The sequence below is a fragment of the Actinophytocola gossypii genome (assembly GCF_025165815.1).
Taxonomy (GTDB): Bacteria; Actinomycetota; Actinomycetes; order Mycobacteriales; family Pseudonocardiaceae; genus Actinophytocola; species Actinophytocola gossypii.
In genome coordinates, this window is record NZ_JAFFZE010000011.1 from 154480 (window position 1) to 170630 (window position 16151).

Sequence of the window (16151 nt, forward strand, 5' to 3'; positions counted from 1 at the left end):
TCCTCCACAACGCGCGGAGCATTACGCAACAGTCGCAAGGCGGGGACCGGCACGTCAACCCTCTAGGGTGACCCCATGTTCTACGTGGGCTGCTACACCTCCGCAAGCGGTGGCGACGGCACCGGGATCACCGCGCTGCGCGAGGACTCCTCCGGCGGGCTCGTCGCGGTCGCCGAGCTGCCGATGACCTCGCCGTCCTGGCTGGTCCGCCACCCCACGGCGCCGGTCGTGTACGCGGTCAACGAGTCGGCCGACGGGGCGATCACGACCGTGTCGCTCGACCCGTTCGAGGCGCTGGACACCGTCCCGTCCGGCGGCGCGGACCCCTGCCACCTGGCGGTGACCCCGGACGAGTGCTTCCTGCTGTGCTCGAACTACTCCAGCGGCAGCCTCGCGGTGTTCGGCCTGGCCGCGGACGGCCGGGTGACCGGCCGCACCGACCTGGTGGAGCACTCGGGCAGCGGCCCGGTGCCCGACCGGCAGGAGGGGCCGCACGTGCACATGGCCGTGCCGGTGGAGACCCCGCAGGGCACCCTGGTGTCGGCGGTCGACCTGGGCACCGACGAGATCCACACCTACCTGCTGTCCTCGGACGGCTCGCTGTCGCCGCTGGCGGTGTCCGCGCTGCCGCCCGGCACCGGCCCGCGCCAGCTGGTCCGCCGCCCCGGCACCGACCTCGCCTACGTGCCCGGCGAGCTGGCCGGCACCCTGGTGACCGTGCGCGAGTCGCCGGCCGGCACGTTCGCGGTGCTCGACGTGACCCCGGCGTCGTCCCGGCCGGACGGCACGAACCACGTCGCCCACGTCGAGGTGCACGGCGACCGGCTGTACGTGTCCAACCGAGGTCCGGACACCATCACCACGTTCGACCTGACCGGGTCCACCGCGCGCGCGGTGGACGAGCGTCCGTGCGGCGAGTTCCCGCGTCACTTCACGATCGTCGACGGCACCTGCCACACCGCAGCGCAGCGGGACGACGCGATCGTGTCGTTCACGCTGCCCGACGGCGAGCCCCGGCGGTTCCCCACCGGCACCCCGACCTGCGTGATCGCCGGCTGAGGGTCAGCGGCGGCCCACCGGGTTGGTCAGCGTGCCGAGGCCCTCGACGGTGACCGAGACGGTCTGGCCGGGCTCCATCGGGCCGACGCCGGCGGGGGTGCCGGTCAGGATCACGTCGAGCGGGCGCAGGGTCATCACGCTCGAGATGAACTCGATCAGCGCCGGGACGTCGTGCAGGAGCAGCGAGGTGCGGGAGTCCTGCTTGACCTCACCGTCCAGCTCGGTGCGGATGCCCACGTCCGACGGGTCGAACGAGGTCTCGATCCAGGGGCCGAGCGGGCAGAACGTGTCGTGGCCCTTCGCCCTGGTCCACTGGCCGTCGTTCTTCTGCTGGTCGCGGGCGGTGACGTCGTTGGCGATCGTGTAGCCGAGCACCGAGGCCATGGCGCGGTCGGCCGGGATGTCGCGGCCGCCGGTGCCGATCACGACCGCCAGCTCCGCCTCGAAGTCGACGCGGGTGGAGTCCGGGGGGAGCTTGATCTCCGCACCGGGACCGATGACCGCGGTGTTCGGCTTGAGGAACATGATCGGCGCGTCCGGGATCGCGTTGCCCAGCTCCTCGGCGTGCGCGGCGTAGTTCCGGCCGATGCAGACGATCTTCGGCGGCAGGAACGGCGTGAGCAGGCGGACGTCGGCCAGCGGCCACTTGGTGCCGGTGAACGTCGGGTCCGTCCACGGCGTGGTCTTCGGGTCGTTGGCGATCTCGGCGGCGACCAGGTCGTCCCCCTCGCCGTGGATGGCGGCGAAGGCGACCCCGGTGGGTGAGGCGACTCGGGCTATACGCACGTCGGCAGCGTACTGATACGCCGGTTGCCGGCTAGGCAGGGCACCACGGCGCTGGTTACGTCGAAGGGTTCCGACCCCTGCGACATCGGAGTACCCATGCGAAGACTGCTGGCCACCCTCACCGTGCTGTTCGCGTGCCTGCTCGGCCTGCCGGCCACCGCCGGCGCGGCCGCACCGGCCCCGCTCGGCGGCGGCGCCGTGCTCTACGACCCCGTCGGCACCGGCCGGTGCACCGCCTCGTTCGCCGCCGTCCGCGGCTCGGAGTGGCTGCTCATCACCGAACGCGCCTGCGCGGGCGCGGGCGAGCTGTACAGCGGCGACCACGTCCCGGTCGGGAAGGTGGTCGCTACCACCTCGACCTACGCGCTCGTGCAGGTCACCAACACCACCGACTGGGAACTGGTGCCGTGGATCGACACCGGCTCCGGGAAGGTCCTGATCACCGGCTCGCGGGAGACCCCGGTCGGCGGTCCGGTGTGCCTGGTCGACCACGCGCTCGGGTACCAGTGCGGCACGGTGACCGCGAGGAACCAGACGATCGTCTTCCCCGAGGGCGCGGTCTACGGGCTGACCAGGACGAACGTCTGCGCCTCGGCCCACGCGGTGGCCTTCCTCAGCGGCGGTCAGGCGCAGGGCGTGCCGGTGGCCGCGTCCGGCACCTGCACCACCGGCGGCACCAGCTGGTTCCAGCCGGTCAACCCGATCCTGGCCGCCTACGGGTTGACGCTGCTGACCGGCTGACCCACGCGCATCGCCTTGTGCGCCAGGGCGTCGCAGAGGGCGAGCCAGCTCGCCTCGACGATGTTGCCGTGCACGCCGACCGTGGTCCACTCGTGCTCGCGGTCGGTGGACTCGACCAACACCCTGGTCACCGCGTCGGTGCCCGGCTGGTCGGCGAGGATGCGCACCTTGTAGTCGGCCAGCCGGACGTCGTCCAGCCACGGGAGGTGGCCGCGCAGTGCGGCACGCAACGCGGCGTCCAGCGCGTGCACCGGCCCGATGCCCTCCTCGGTGGCGATCACCCGGGTGCCGCCGACGTGCACCTTGACCGTCGCCTCGGCGACGATCTCGCCGTCGAGGCGGTGGTCGAGGATCACCCGGTAGGACTCCAGCGCGAACGGCGGGTTGTCCACGACGGACTCCGCCAGCTCCCGGCGCAGCAGCAGTTCCAGGGAGGCGTCCGCCGCCTCGAACGACCAGCCGCGCGACTCCAGCTCCTTGACCCGGCGCACGGCGCTGGTCAGCGCGGCGGGTTGGCCGGCCAGGTCGACCCCGAGCTCGCGTCCCTTGAGCTCGAGGCTGGCCCGGCCGGCCATCTCGGTGACCAGCACCCGCATGTCGTTGCCGACCACCTCGGGGTCGATGTGGTTGTACAGCAACGGATCCACTTTGATCGCGCTCGCGTGCAGCCCCGCCTTGTGGGCGAAGGCCGACGACCCGACGTAGGCCTGGTGGGTGTCGGGTGCGAGGTTCGCGATCTCGGCCAGGGCGTGCGAGACCCTGGACAGTTCCGGCACGCACTCGGTGGGTATCACCGGCATGCCGAGCTTGGTGACGAGGTTGCCGACCACGGCGAAGAGGTCGGCGTTGCCGGCGCGCTCGCCGTAGCCGTTGGCGGTGCACTGCACGTGCGTGGCGCCGGCCTGCACCGCGGCCAGGGAGTTGGCCACCGCGCAACCCGTGTCGTCCTGGCAGTGGATGCCGACCCGGAACCCGGTCCTGGCGATGACCTCCCCGACCGTGTCCGCGAGCCGCAGCGGCAGCTGTCCCCCGTTCGTGTCACACAGCACGGCGACGTCCGCGCCGGACTCGACGGCGGCGGACAGCACCCGCAGCGCGCAGTCGGGGTCGTGGGCGAACCCGTCGAAGAAGTGCTCCGCGTCGACGAACACCCGCCGGCCCTCGCCGACCAGGAACGCGACGGTGTCCCGGACCATGGCGCAGGCCTCGTCGACGTCGGTGCGCAGGGCCCGCTCGATGTGCCGGACGTCGGACTTGGCGACCAGCGTGACCACGGGTGCCAGCGAGTCGAGCAGCGCCCGCACCTGCTGGTCCTCGTGGACGGGAGTGTTGGGCCGCCGGGTGGACCCGAACGCGACGAGCGCGGCGTGCCGCAGCCGGAGTTCCCCCGCGGCAGCGCGGGCGAAGAACTCGGTGTCGGTCGGCAGCGCGCCCGGCCAGCCGCCCTCGATGAACCCGACCCCGACCTCGTCGAGCAACCGCGCGACGGCGAACTTGTCGGCCAGCGAGTAGCTGATGCCCTCCCGCTGGGCGCCGTCCCGCAGGGTCGTGTCGAACACGTGGAACGAGTCGCCGAGCGGGGTCTCGGCAGGAGCCGTGCGAGTCACGACGTGGTCCCTTCATGGCATGGCAGGGCGATCTGGGCGGTGGCTGGGCTTGGCTGGGCACAAAAAAACCTCCCGCGGGATGCGAGAGGTCAGCGCGCCGGGAAGGTAGCTCGGCTACCCGGCGCGCTCGTCGATAATGATCACGAAAGTGGTCATGCGGGCATACTGCCATACCGCCGACGGCCCGTACCAGCCCTCGGTCCGATCGTCCCACCATCCGGGAATGGCCGAACGGCTCTCCTGGGACGGTCAGGGTCCCAGGAGAGCCGTTCGGGGCGTCAGAGTTCGACCCCGGTCGCCGGGTTGTTCGAGGAGACCAGGGCGGCCAGCCGGTCGCCGATGGCGAAGGTGCTGCCCGGCGACGGGTGGTCCCGCGTCGCCAGGTCGAAGGCCACCGACGCCTCGATCCGCCGGGCGGCCTCCTGCTCACCGAGGTGGTCGAGCAGCAGCGCCACCGACAGCACAGCCGCCGTCGGGTCGGCAACGCCCTGGCCGGCGATGTCCGGCGCGCTGCCGTGCACCGGCTCGAACATCGACGGGTTCCGCCTGGTGATGTCGATGTTGCCGCTGGCCGCGAGGCCGATGCCGCCGGTCACCGCGGCCACCAGGTCGGTGAGGATGTCGCCGAACAGGTTGTCGGTGACGATCACGTCGAAGCGGCCGGGGTCGGTGACCAGGTGGATCGTCGCGGAGTCGATGTGCTGGTAGGCCACCGTGACGTCCGGGTGCTGCAGCGACACCTCCTCCACGACCCTCGACCACAGTCCACCCGCGTGGGTGAGCACGTTGGTCTTGTGCACCAGGGTCAGGTGCTTGCGCGGGCGCGCCACCGCCCGCGCGAACGCGTCCCGGACCACCCGCTCCACGCCGTAGGCCGTGTTCACGCTGACCTCGGTCGCGATCTCGTGCGGGGTGTCCTTGCGCAGCAGGCCACCGTTGCCCGCGTACAGGCCCTCGGTGCCCTCGCGGACCACCAGCATGTCGACCTCGCCGGGGTTCGCGAGCGGGCTCGCCACCCCCGGGTACAGCCGCGCCGGGCGCAGGTTCACGTGGTGGTCGAGCTCGAACCGCAACCGCAGCAGCAGGCCGCGTTCGAGGATGCCGCTCGGCACGGACGGGTCGCCGACCGCGCCGAGCAGGATGCCGTCGTGCTGGCGCAGCTCCCCGAGGACCGACTCGGGCAGCAGCTCCCCGGTCGAGTGCCACCTGGCGGCACCGAGGTCGTATTTCGTGACCTCGACGTCCGGCACCACCTCGTTGAGGACCTTGAGCGCCTCGGCGATCACTTCGGGCCCGATCCCGTCACCGGGGATCACCGCGAGCCGCATGCACACACCTCCCGGAATAACGGGCTCAGTAGTTCAGGCGAAGGTTACCGGGATTGCGGCGGAACGCCGCCCCTGGCCACCCGACTAGGTGGTGTCGGACCCGAAAACCGTCACCCGAAGTCGACCGCACGGATGAACGACGCCTTCACCCCGGCGCCGATCGACTCGAGCACCGACTGGTCCACCGGGCGGTCGACACGCAGCAGCATCAGCGCGTCGGTGCCATCGGTGGTCTGGCTGATCTGCGCCGCCTCGACGTTGATGCCCGCGCCGCCGAGCAGGGTGCCGACGCTGCCCATCACGCCTGGGCGGTCGGTGTACTCGAGCAGCAGCAGGACGCCCTCGGCCCGCAGGTCGAAGCCGCGGCGGTTCACCTCGACGATCTTCTCGACCTGGTCGAGGCCGCTGAGCGTGCCCGACACCGAGTGGATCGTGCCGTCCGGGTAGCCGGCGCGCAGCGTGACCAGGCTGCGGTAGTGCGCGCTCTCCGACTCCTTGGCGAGCGTCACCTCCACGCCGAGCTCCTCGGCCAGCCGCGGCGCGTTGACGAACGTGACCTGGTCGGCCACCACGCCGGTGAACACCCCGCGCATCGCGGCCAGCGGCAGCACCTGAACGTCCTCATTGGACAGCTCGCCGCGGACCTCGACGCTGATCGAGGTCGGCGGGGTGCTGCTGAGCGCGGCCAGCACGGCGCCGAGCTTCTGGGTGAGCGGCAGGTAGGGCCGGACCTCCTCGCCGACCGCGCCGCCCGCGACGTTCACCGCGTCCGGCACGAAGTCACCGCGCAACGCCAGCAGCACGGACTTGGCGACGTCGGTGCCGGCCCGGTCCTGGGCCTCGCCGGTCGACGCGCCGAGGTGCGGGGTGACGACCACGTTGGGCAGCTCGAACAGCGGGCTCGAGGTGGTCGGCTCGGTGGCGAACACGTCAACGCCGGCGCCGCCGACCTGGCCGTCGCGGACGGCCTCGGCCAGCGCCTCCTCGTCGATCAGCCCGCCCCGGGCGGCGTTGACGATCAGCACGCCCTTCTTGGTCTTGGCCAGTTCCTTGGCGCCGATCAGGCCCTTGGTCTCGGGGGTCTTGGGCAGGTGGATGGAGATGACGTCGGCGCGGGCGAGCAGGTCGTCCAGCTCGACCAGCTCGATGCCGAGCTGGGCGGCCCGGGCGGCGGAGACGTAGGGGTCGTAGGCGATCAGCTGGGTGCCGAACGCGGCGAGGCGCTGGGCGAACAGCTGGCCGATCTTGCCGAGGCCGACGACGCCGACGGTCTTGCCGTTGATCTCGACACCGGAGTAGGCGCTGCGCTTCCACTCGCCGCCCTGCAGGCTCGCGTGGGCGGCGGGGATCCGCCTGGCCAGGGACAGCAGCAGCGCGACCGCGTGCTCGGCGGCCGAGACGATGTTGGAGGTCGGGGCGTTGACCACGAGCACGCCGCGCGCGGTCGCGGCCGGCACCTCGACGTTGTCCAGTCCGACGCCGGCGCGGGCGACGACCTTGAGGCGGTTGGTCGCGGCGAACACCTCGGCGTCGACCTTGGTGGCCGAGCGCACCAGCAGCGCGTCCGCGTCCGCGACGGCGGACAGCAGGGCGGCGCGGTCGGTGCCGTCGACGTGGCGTACCTCGACCTCGTCGCCGAACACGGAGACCGTCGACGGGGCGAGCTTCTCGGCGATCAGGACAACGGGACGGGCTGACTGGGTCACGGCTGCTGGCTCCATGGATTGCCGGTTGTTGGGGGCGCGGTTACAGCGCTGTAACCAACCAGTCGATGAGTCTAGGAGGTGCGCCGAACCGTCCCACCATGTGGTGAGCCAACCGACAGCCGTCCGGTGCGCGGCGTCCGTGACCTGCGGTACGCCCTTCCGGGGCGTCCCACGTACTGGTACATCGACCGCGGTCGGTCACCAGGGCTCGTCGAACTCCCCGGCCTTGGCGCCCGCCACGAACGCGTCCCACTCGGACTCGGTGAACACCAGCACGGTGTCGTCCGGGCCGGTGTGCTTCGAGTTCCGCATGGCGATGTAGGTCTTGCCGTCGGTGTGCGGCACGAACGCGATCTCGACGTACTCCCCGTCGGGATCGGCGTCCGGCTCGGCGGCCCGCTGCCACTCGGCGTCGGTCAGGTCCAGCTTGCCGCGCACGTGGGCCTTGTCGTCGTAGATCGGCGCGCTGGCGCGCGTCCCCTCGTCACTCACGGCGACCAACCTACAACGGAAGTCCAGGGTTGGTGGCCCGAGGCCCGTGACCGCGCCTGGTCACACTCTCGGCAGGAAGGCGGCGACCTCGGCTATCGCGTCCAGGGAGTCGTGGTCGAACTGTCCGCCCAGAGCGTTCTCGGCCTCGGCGACGGTGACAGCTGTCCCGTCGCGATCACTGCCGTACCGAAGCCCCGTGAAGGTGATCTCGCCCAGATCCAGCAGCGGCCCGCCGAGCGGCGTGATATCGCCGCTGCCGTGCACGTCCATCAGCTCGCGGAACGCACGCGCGGTCGCACTGTTACGCAGGCCGATCCAGGCCACCGACACCACCGCGACGTTCCCCGCCTCGTCTGCCACCGCAAACAACACGCGCTCCAGGAAGGTGCAGCGATGCCTGGCGAGGAAAGTTCGCACCTGCCCGAACGACGCCACCACGCAGGAGACCTGCTGTCTGGGTGTGCGCTTGACCTGCCGCAGCCCCATGCGTTGCCAGGCCCGCCCTGGCTCGCCTCGACGTGCGGACTTCTGCCCCTCGGTCTTTCGCACCCGCAACTGCGCCGACGAGCCACCCAACCGCACGGACCCGACTCCGGTCTGAACGCTGACCTGCCCACCCGCAGTGCCGCCGCCAACGCCCACCGAGGCGATCCCACCACCCGAGGCGATCATGCCCAGCACCACGGCGCCCACGACCACGGCGCCCTTGCCACCGCCACGGATTGGTCTGACCCGGCCCTGCTTGTCGGTGTAGAAGTCCGGCACTGCCGCCCTCCCCTACTCGGACCAGCCAGGGTGTAGCCAATCCTGGACGGTACCAACCTGCCGGGACGGTCGGGTGGATGACGCGGGATCGCCGGTATCTCTCGCCGGTGATCGACAACCCACTCGCTCCGGAGTCACACCCCGGAGCGAGTGGGCACGAACTCAGGCCGTCTCGGTGATGGGGCGGTCGACCCAGCTCATCAGGCCGCGGAGCTTGCGGCCGACCTCCTCGATCGGGTGCTGTTCGCCCTGCTCGACGAGCTTGGCGAAGTTCGGGCGGCCGGCTTCGTCCTCGGACACCCATTCCTTGGCGAAGCTGCCGTCCTGGATCTCGGTGAGGATCTTGCGCATCTCGCCGCGCACGGAGTCGTCGATCAGGCGTGGGCCGCGGGTCAGGTCGCCGAACTCGGCCGTGTCGGAGATCGAGTACCGCATCCGCGCGATGCCGCCCTCGTACAACAGGTCGACGATCAGCTTCAGCTCGTGCAGGCACTCGAAGTACGCCACCTCGGGCGCGTACCCGGCGTTCACCAGGGTCTCGAAGCCCGCCTGCACCAGTGCGGTCGTACCGCCGCACAGCACGACCTGCTCGCCGAACAGGTCGGTCTCGGTCTCCTCCTTGAACGTCGTCTTGATGACGCCGGCCCGCGAGCCGCCGATGCCCTTGGCGTAGGACAGCGCGAGCGCCTGGCCGTTGCCGGACGCGTCCTGCTCCACCGCGATCAGGCACGGCACGCCCTTGCCGTCCACGAACTGCCGGCGCACCAGGTGCCCCGGCCCCTTCGGCGCCACCATCGCGACGTCCACGTTGGACGGCGGAGTGATCAGGCCGTACCGGATGTTGAAGCCGTGCCCGAAGAACAGGGCGTCACCGTCGGCGAGGTTCGGCGCCACGGACTCCGCGTAGATCTCGCGCTGCTTGGTGTCCGGCGCCAGGATCATGATCACGTCGGCCCACGCGGACACCTCCGCCGGAGTTCCGACGGCCAGGCCCTCCTCCTCGGCCTTGGACCGCGACTTCGACGACTCGGGCAGCCCGATCCGGACCTCCACCCCGGAGTCGCGCAGCGAGAGCGCGTGCGCGTGCCCCTGGCTGCCGTACCCGATCACCGCGACCTTGCGGCCCTGGATGATCGAGAGGTCCGCATCGTCGTCATAGAAGATCTCGACTGCCATAACTTCCTTCCCTGTGACACTTTCAATTCCGGAGCGGCGGGCCGGCGGTGATCGAGCGCGGGCCGCGACCGACGGCGACCATGCCGGACTGCACCATCTCGCGCACTCCGTACGGCTCGAGCATGCGCAGCAGCGCCTCCAGCTTGTCCGCGGTGCCGGTGGCCTCCACGGTCAGCGCCTCGGGCGACACGTCGACCACCTTGGCGCGGAACAGTTGCACGGTCTCCAGCACCTGGGTGCGCACCGTCGCGTCCGCCCGCACCTTCACCAGCAGCAGCTCCCGCTGGACCGACACCGCCGGGTCCAGCTCCACGATCTTGATGACGTTCACCAGCTTGTTGAGCTGCTTGGTCACCTGTTCGAGCGGTAGCTCGTCGACCGCGACCACGATCGTCATCCGGGACACGTCGGCGTGTTCGGTCGGTCCGACCGCCAGCGACTCGATGTTGAAGCCGCGCCGGGAGAACAGTCCCGCCACCCGGGCGAGGACACCCGGCTTGTTCTCGACCAGAACCGACAGAGTGTGTGTGCTCATGGGTATCAGTCCTCGTCGAACAGCGGTCGAATGCCGCGCGCGGCCATGATCTCGTCGTTGCCGGTGCCCGCGGCGACCATCGGCCACACCTGGGCGTCCTTGCCCACCACGAAGTCGATCACGACCGGCCGGTCGTTGATCTCCATCGCGCGCTGGATCACCGTGTCGACGTCCTCTTTGGACTCACAGCGTAGCCCGGCGCAGCCGAGCGCCTCCGCCAGCAGGGTGAAGTCCGGGATCCGGTGCTTGTGCGTGCCGAGGTCGGTCTGCGAGTAGCGCTCCGAGTAGAACAGGTTCTGCCACTGCCGGACCATGCCCAGGTTGCCGTTGTTGATCACGGCGACCTTGATCGGCGCGCCCTCGATCGCGCACGTCGCCAGTTCCTGGTTGGTCATCTGGAAACAGCCGTCGCCGTCGATCGCCCACACGACCTTGTCCGGCTGGCCGAACTTGGCGCCCATCGCGGCCGGCACCGCGAAGCCCATGGTGCCGAGGCCCCCGGAGTTGATCCAGGTGCACGGGTTCTCGTAGGAGATGAACTGCGCGGCCCACATCTGGTGCTGGCCGACCCCGGCCGTGTACACCGCCTCCGGGCCGGCGATGGCGCCGATCCGCTCGATCACGTACTGCGGGGACAGCGCGCCGTCGCTCGGCCACTCGTAACCCAGCGGGAAGGTCTCCCGGAGCCCGTCGAGCTGCTGCCACCACGCGGTCAGGTCGGTCCGGCCGCCATCGTCGCCGCCGCCGTGCTCGGTGCGCACGGCGGCGGTCAGCTCGGTGATGATCTCCTTGCAGTCACCGACGATCGGCACGTCGGCGCGGCGGTTCTTGGAGATCTCGGCCGGGTCGATGTCGGCGTGCACGATCCGCGCGTCCGGCGCGAACGAGGACAGCTGGCCGGTCACCCGGTCGTCGAACCTGGCGCCGAGCGCGACCAGCAGGTCCGCCTTCTGCATCGCGGCGACCGCGGCCACCGAGCCGTGCATGCCGGGCATCCCGAGGTGCTGGCGGTGCGAGTCGGGGAACGCGCCGCGGGCCATCAGCGTGGTCACCACGGGGATCCCGGTCAGCTCCGCCAGCGCGCGCAGCTCGGCGGACGCCTCGGCCTTGAGCACGCCGCCGCCGACGTAGAACACCGGCCGGCGGGCACCGGCGATGAGCTTCGCCGCCTCGCGGACCTGCTTGCCGTGCGGGCGGGTGGTCGGCCGGTAGCCGGGCAGCCGCAGCTCCGGCGGCCAGGAGAACGACGTGGTCTCCTGCAGCACGTCCTTCGGGATGTCGACGAGCACCGGGCCCGGCCGGCCGGTGGCGGCGAGGTGGAACGCCTCGGCGATGGTCTTCGGGATCTCCGCGGGGTCGGTGACCAGGAAGTTGTGCTTGGTGATCGGGAGCGTGATGCCGCAGATGTCGGCTTCCTGGAAGGCGTCGGTGCCGATCAGCGCGCGGGACTGCTGGCCGGTGATCGCGACGACCGGGACCGAGTCCATGTTGGCGTCGGCGAGCGGGGTGACCAGGTTGGTCGCGCCGGGGCCCGAGGTCGCCATGCAGACGCCGACCCGGCCGGTGGCCTGTGCGTACCCGGTGGCGGCGTGGCCCGCGCCCTGCTCGTGGCGCACCAGGACGTGCCGGACCTTGGTCGAGTCGAGCAGCGGGTCGTAGGCGGGCAGGATCGTGCCGCCGGGAATGCCGAACACCACCTCGACACCCACCGACTCGAGCGACCGGACGAGCGACTGGGCACCCGTCACCCGAACGGGTGTTCCGGTCGGCGGCGCTGGCTTGGGTCGGGCTCCCGGGGACCGGACCGGTCCCGGTGTGGCGACCGGGGTCGGACCGGGAGTCGGGCCCGGTGTCGGACGCTGTGTCGCACTGGTCATCGGCTTCTGCCTCTGGGGTGTAGTGGGCTCGCGACTCAGGCTCTCACGCATGAAAAAACCCCCGCCGACCAGTGGTCGTACGAGGGTCGCGCGTTCGACGCAGCCTGAGCTTCCTCAGCGTCGAACGCGCTGGGGAAGTACGAGACCGGTCTGCTGGGGCACGCCAGCAGACGTTAGTGCGTTCGCAGTACAGCGTCAACTCAGTGGGACGCGCATCCCACTACTTGGGCAGTGGCACAATCGGTGGGGTGACCACCACGCAGCAGCGGCAGCTGCCGTCCCGTCTCGTGTTCCGGACACCCGCGACCGCGGTGCTCGGCGCGTTGCTGCTCGCCGTGGCCGCGATCCCGTTCGCGTTCGCCGCGCCCTGGCTGTTCCTCGTCTTCCTGGTGCCGATCGCCGCGATCGTGCTGGTGCTGCGGCTGCGCACCACCGCTGACGCCGACGGCCTGGTGGCGCGCACCACGTTCGGCCGCCACGAGCTGCCGTGGGGCGAGATCAGGGCGCTGCGGGTGTCCGAGCGGTCCTGGGTGCGCGCGGTGCTCGCGGACGGGAAGGAGCAGCCGCTGCCCACGGTCCGCACGCGGCACCTGCCCGCCCTCGCCCTGATCAGCGGCGGCCGGCTGGACGATCCCACCGAGCCGCGCGCTGCCGCGCCCGAGAAGGCCGCAGATCCCGAAGACGAGAACTGACTGGAGGAGCCGTGCCAGAGCTCCGTTCCCGCATCACGACCCACGGCCGCAACGCCGCCGGCGCCCGCGCCCTGTGGCGCGCCACCGGCATGACCGACGGCGACTTCGGCAAGCCGATCGTGGCGATCGCCAACTCCTACACCCAGTTCGTGCCGGGTCACGTGCACCTGCGCGACCTCGGGGACATCGTCGCCGACGCCGTCAAGGAGGCCGGCGGCACCGCGCGCGAGTTCCACACCATCGCCGTCGACGACGGCATCGCGATGGGCCACGGCGGGATGCTGTACTCGCTGCCCAGCCGCGAGATCATCGCCGACAGCGTGGAGTACATGGTCAACGCGCACGCGGCGGACGCGCTGGTGTGCATCTCGAACTGCGACAAGATCACGCCGGGGATGCTCAACGCCGCGATGCGCCTGAACATCCCGACGGTGTTCGTCTCGGGTGGCCCGATGGAGGCCGGCAAGGCGGTCGTCGTCGACGGCGTCACGCACCCGTCGTCGGACCTGATCACCGCGATCGCCGCGTCGGCGAACGAGCGGGTCGACGAGCTGGGGCTGTCCGCGGTGGAGCAGTCGGCGTGTCCGACGTGTGGTTCGTGCTCGGGGATGTTCACCGCGAACTCGATGAACTGCCTGACCGAGGCGCTCGGCCTCGCCCTGCCCGGCAACGGCTCGACGCTGGCCACGCACGCCGCCCGCCGCGACCTGTTCTCCCGGGCCGGGACGACCGTGATGGAGCTGGCCAAGCGCTACTACGGCGAGGACGACGCGTCCGTGCTGCCGCGCGCGGTGGCCACCAGGGAGGCGTTCGAGAACGCGATGGCCCTGGACATGGCGATGGGCGGCTCGACGAACACGGTGCTGCACATCCTGGCCGCGGCCCGCGAGGGCGAGGTGGACTTCACCCTGGCCGACATCGACGCGATCAGCAGGCGGGTGCCGTGCCTGTCGAAGGTCAGCCCGAACTCCGACTACCACATGGAGGACGTGCACCGGGCCGGCGGCATCCCCGCGATCCTGGGTGAGCTGTGGCGTGCCGGGGCGCTCAACGAGGGCGTGCACACCATCCACAGCCCGACGCTGGAGTCGTGGCTGTCGGCGTGGGACATCCGCGCCGAGTCCCCGTCGCCGGAGGCCATCGAGCTGTACCACGCCGCGCCGGGCGGGGTCCGCACCACGAAGGCGTTCTCGACGGAGAACCGCTGGTCGTCCCTGGACACCGACGCGGCCGGGGGCTGCATCCGGGACAAGGCGCACGCGTACACCGCCGAGGGCGGCCTGGCCGTGCTGCGCGGCAACCTGGCCGAGAACGGCGCGGTGATCAAGGCGGCCGGGATCGACGAGGAGCTGTTCCGCTTCGAGGGCCCGGCGAGGGTCGTGGAGAGCCAGGAGCAGGCGGTGTCGGCGATCCTGGGCAAGGAGGTCCAGCCCGGCGAGGTGCTGGTCGTGCGCTACGAGGGCCCGGCCGGTGGTCCCGGGATGCAGGAGATGCTGCACCCGACCGCGTTCCTCAAGGGCGCCGGCCTCGGCAAGAAGTGCGCCCTGATCACCGACGGCCGGTTCTCCGGCGGCACGTCCGGGCTGTCCATCGGCCACATCTCCCCCGAAGCGGCGGGCGGCGGCCTGATCGGCCTGGTCGAGAACGGCGACCACATCGTCATCGACGTGCACGAACGCCGCCTGGAGCTCCAGGTCCCCGAGGAGGTCCTGGCCGACCGCCGAGCCAAGATGGAGTCGAGCGAACGGCCGTGGCAGCCGAAGGACCGCCAACGCCCGGTGACCGCGGCGTTGCGTGCCTACGCCCGCCTGACCACGGACGCCGCACAGGGCGCGGTCCGCGACGTCGACCGCTGATCTCGGTCAGTTCGCCGGGTACAGCAACGGCCGCTGCGGCTCCACGTCCGCCGATGGCGGTTGGTCGAGCACGCCGATGACGGACTCGGCGAGGGTCACCACCTTGGCGCAGTCGGGAGCGCTCACGCGCACCTGGTAGTCGGGGGTCTCGGCGAAACGAGCGGGGAACGGGCCCTGACGCCAGTAGATGTCGCAGGACTCGTCCTCCTCGTACATCCGGACCGACTTGCCGCCGATGGTCCTCGTTTCGGGCCGCTCCTGTGAGCGGACGACGTTGTCGAACGTGACGAATCCAGAATGCGCCGTGGAGAGGTCCCCGCAGTTCGACAGCTTGCTCCCGAGCAGCTTGGATCGGTCGACGTCGGGATCCACCGCAGCGGCCAGCACCGAGCACGCGTCCCACATCGGATCCATGCGAACCGCCTCCGGCCTGCTCAGCACGGACGCCGCGGCGCCCGCGAGATCGGAGGCGGTCCGGCAAGCGCCGGCCTTCTTGTACGGGTTGTACGAAAGCCGAATCGCCAGATCGGAACTGACCGGCAGGAAGACGTCGCACGCGTAACCGTCGTCCTTGACGAACGCAGCTGCCCCACCGACCGCCCGACCCAGCATCCGGTCACGCATCTTCTGATCCAGCCCGACAACCTCCACGACGAAAGTTCCTGCCGGCCCCTCCACGAAGCAATAAAACGGGTCCCAAGTGTGCAACGTCGTCGACGTGGGGAACACCGGCGCCGCCGCCATCGCCGCCTCAGCCACCGCACACACATCGAGTCGACGTAACGCCGGGGACTGTTCCAAGATCGGTGTTTCCGGCCCGACACGCCGGGCTGAGGTCCGGCGGGATGGGCACTGTGAGTGATGACATCGGACCTTGTGAGTCCACGCAAGAGTGACCGGAAGCCGGCGCGGGAGCTGTCGCCGGAGCAGGCCGCCGCGGCGGCGATGGTGGCCGAGGCCAAGGCTCGAGGGCTGGCGTTGACCGGCCCGGACGGACTGTTGAAGCTGTTTACCAAGAACGTGCTGGAAACCGCGCTCAACGAAGAGATGACCGAGCATCTCGGGCATGAGAAGAACCGGGCCGAGCCCGAGCGCGAGTCGGCGAATGTGCGAAACGGTAGCCGGTCGAAGACTGTCATTTCGGATGCCGCGGGCGAGGTCGAGATCAGCGTGCCGCGGGATCGGGAGAGCACGTTCGAGCCGCAGATCGTGAAGAAAAGGCAGCGGCGGCTCGGCGATGTGGATGAGATCGTGCTGTCGTTGTATGCGAAAGGGATGACAACCGGGGAGATCTCCGCGCATTTCGCCGAGATCTACGGTGTGTCGGTCAGCAAGGAGACGATCTCACGGATCACGGACAAGGTCGTCGCCGAGATGAATGACTGGGCCAACCGGCCATTGGACGCCGTGTACGCGGCGGTGTTCATCGACGCGATCGTGGTGAAGGTCCGTGACGGCCAGGTCGCCAACCGACCCGTCTACGCCGCCATCGGCGTGACCGTCGACGGCCGCAAGGACGTGCTGGGGCTAT

The 16151-nt window shown here is 70.5% G+C and carries 15 protein-coding genes; 5 read left to right on the forward strand and 10 right to left on the reverse strand.

All coding sequences use genetic code 11. The features are described 5' to 3' along the window. Positions 1-75 precede the first annotated feature (75 nt). On the forward strand, positions 76-1059 hold the full coding sequence (locus JT362_RS13830) for a lactonase family protein (RefSeq protein ID WP_260191574.1): 984 nt from the start codon (positions 76-78) through the stop codon (positions 1057-1059). A 3-nt stretch (positions 1060-1062) separates the two neighbouring features. On the opposite strand, the gene JT362_RS13835 is transcribed toward JT362_RS13830, so the two are convergent. Further along, positions 1063-1845, reverse strand: a complete 783-nt coding sequence (locus JT362_RS13835) for a fumarylacetoacetate hydrolase family protein (protein WP_260191575.1) — start codon at positions 1843-1845, stop codon at positions 1063-1065. Between the two features lie 96 nt (positions 1846-1941). On the opposite strand from JT362_RS13835, the gene JT362_RS13840 reads away from it, so the two are divergent. After that, positions 1942-2586, forward strand: coding sequence for a S1 family peptidase (locus tag JT362_RS13840; RefSeq protein ID WP_260191576.1), 645 nt, complete (start codon positions 1942-1944; stop codon positions 2584-2586). Here JT362_RS13840 and cimA read toward each other — a convergent pair. From cimA to JT362_RS13880, 8 genes are all read right to left on the reverse strand, one after another. Next, positions 2559-4193: a citramalate synthase gene (gene cimA / locus JT362_RS13845; RefSeq protein WP_260191577.1), complete on the reverse strand. Its 1635-nt coding sequence runs from the start codon at positions 4191-4193 to the stop codon at positions 2559-2561. The two genes, JT362_RS13840 and cimA, sit on opposite strands and share 28 nt — an antisense overlap. A 278-nt stretch (positions 4194-4471) precedes the next feature. After that, positions 4472-5521: a 3-isopropylmalate dehydrogenase gene (locus JT362_RS13850; RefSeq protein ID WP_260191578.1), complete on the reverse strand. Its 1050-nt coding sequence runs from the start codon at positions 5519-5521 to the stop codon at positions 4472-4474. 110 nt (positions 5522-5631) lie between these two features. Continuing rightward, positions 5632-7227, reverse strand: coding sequence for a phosphoglycerate dehydrogenase (gene serA, locus JT362_RS13855; RefSeq protein WP_260191579.1), 1596 nt, complete (start codon positions 7225-7227; stop codon positions 5632-5634). A gap of 198 nt (positions 7228-7425) precedes the next feature. Beyond that, complete coding sequence (locus JT362_RS13860) at positions 7426-7719, reverse strand: DUF397 domain-containing protein (protein WP_260191580.1); 294 nt, start codon at positions 7717-7719, stop codon at positions 7426-7428. Between the two features lie 60 nt (positions 7720-7779). Further along, positions 7780-8484, reverse strand: coding sequence for a hypothetical protein (locus tag JT362_RS13865; protein ID WP_260191581.1), 705 nt, complete (start codon positions 8482-8484; stop codon positions 7780-7782). Between the two features lie 162 nt (positions 8485-8646). Continuing rightward, positions 8647-9660, reverse strand: a complete 1014-nt coding sequence (gene ilvC, locus JT362_RS13870) for a ketol-acid reductoisomerase (RefSeq protein WP_260191582.1) — start codon at positions 9658-9660, stop codon at positions 8647-8649. Positions 9661-9682: 22 nt separating this feature from the next. Further along, on the reverse strand, positions 9683-10195 hold the full coding sequence (gene ilvN, locus JT362_RS13875; protein WP_260191583.1) for an acetolactate synthase small subunit: 513 nt from the start codon (positions 10193-10195) through the stop codon (positions 9683-9685). 5 nt (positions 10196-10200) lie between these two features. Continuing rightward, entirely contained in the window at positions 10201-12072 is a 1872-nt protein-coding gene (locus JT362_RS13880; protein ID WP_260191584.1) for an acetolactate synthase large subunit, read from the reverse strand. Between the two features lie 248 nt (positions 12073-12320). Here JT362_RS13880 and JT362_RS13885 point away from each other — a divergent pair, with 248 nt between their 5' ends. Then, the gene (locus JT362_RS13885) at positions 12321-12764 is read left to right on the forward strand and encodes a PH domain-containing protein (RefSeq protein WP_260191585.1); all 444 of its coding nucleotides are present in this window, start codon (positions 12321-12323) and stop codon (positions 12762-12764) included. Positions 12765-12775: 11 nt separating this feature from the next. Then, entirely contained in the window at positions 12776-14620 is a 1845-nt protein-coding gene (gene ilvD, locus JT362_RS13890) for a dihydroxy-acid dehydratase (RefSeq protein ID WP_260191586.1), read from the forward strand. Between the two features lie 6 nt (positions 14621-14626). Here the strand turns inward: ilvD and JT362_RS13895 are convergent, their stop codons facing one another. Then, entirely contained in the window at positions 14627-15364 is a 738-nt protein-coding gene (locus tag JT362_RS13895) for a hypothetical protein (RefSeq protein ID WP_260191587.1), read from the reverse strand. 117 nt (positions 15365-15481) lie between these two features. Between JT362_RS13895 and JT362_RS13900 the strand changes: the two genes are divergently transcribed. Beyond that, a partial coding sequence (locus tag JT362_RS13900; protein WP_446014131.1) for an IS256 family transposase occupies positions 15482-16151 on the forward strand: 670 nt, incomplete at its 3' end.

What these genes read in the sequence shown, in the direction of transcription:
- JT362_RS13830 (WP_260191574.1), top strand. Translation starts at nt 76, where the DNA reads ATGTTCTACGTGGGCTGCTACACCTCCGCAAGCGGTGGCGACGGCACC.
- JT362_RS13840 (WP_260191576.1), top strand. Translation starts at nt 1,942, where the DNA reads ATGCGAAGACTGCTGGCCACCCTCACCGTGCTGTTCGCGTGCCTGCTC.
- JT362_RS13850 (WP_260191578.1), bottom strand. Translation starts at nt 5,521, where the DNA reads ATGCGGCTCGCGGTGATCCCCGGTGACGGGATCGGGCCCGAAGTGATC.
- ilvC (WP_260191582.1), bottom strand. Translation starts at nt 9,660, where the DNA reads ATGGCAGTCGAGATCTTCTATGACGACGATGCGGACCTCTCGATCATC.
- ilvN (WP_260191583.1), bottom strand. Translation starts at nt 10,195, where the DNA reads ATGAGCACACACACTCTGTCGGTTCTGGTCGAGAACAAGCCGGGTGTC.
- JT362_RS13880 (WP_260191584.1), bottom strand. Translation starts at nt 12,072, where the DNA reads ATGACCAGTGCGACACAGCGTCCGACACCGGGCCCGACTCCCGGTCCG.
- JT362_RS13895 (WP_260191587.1), bottom strand. Translation starts at nt 15,364, where the DNA reads ATGGCGGCGGCGCCGGTGTTCCCCACGTCGACGACGTTGCACACTTGG.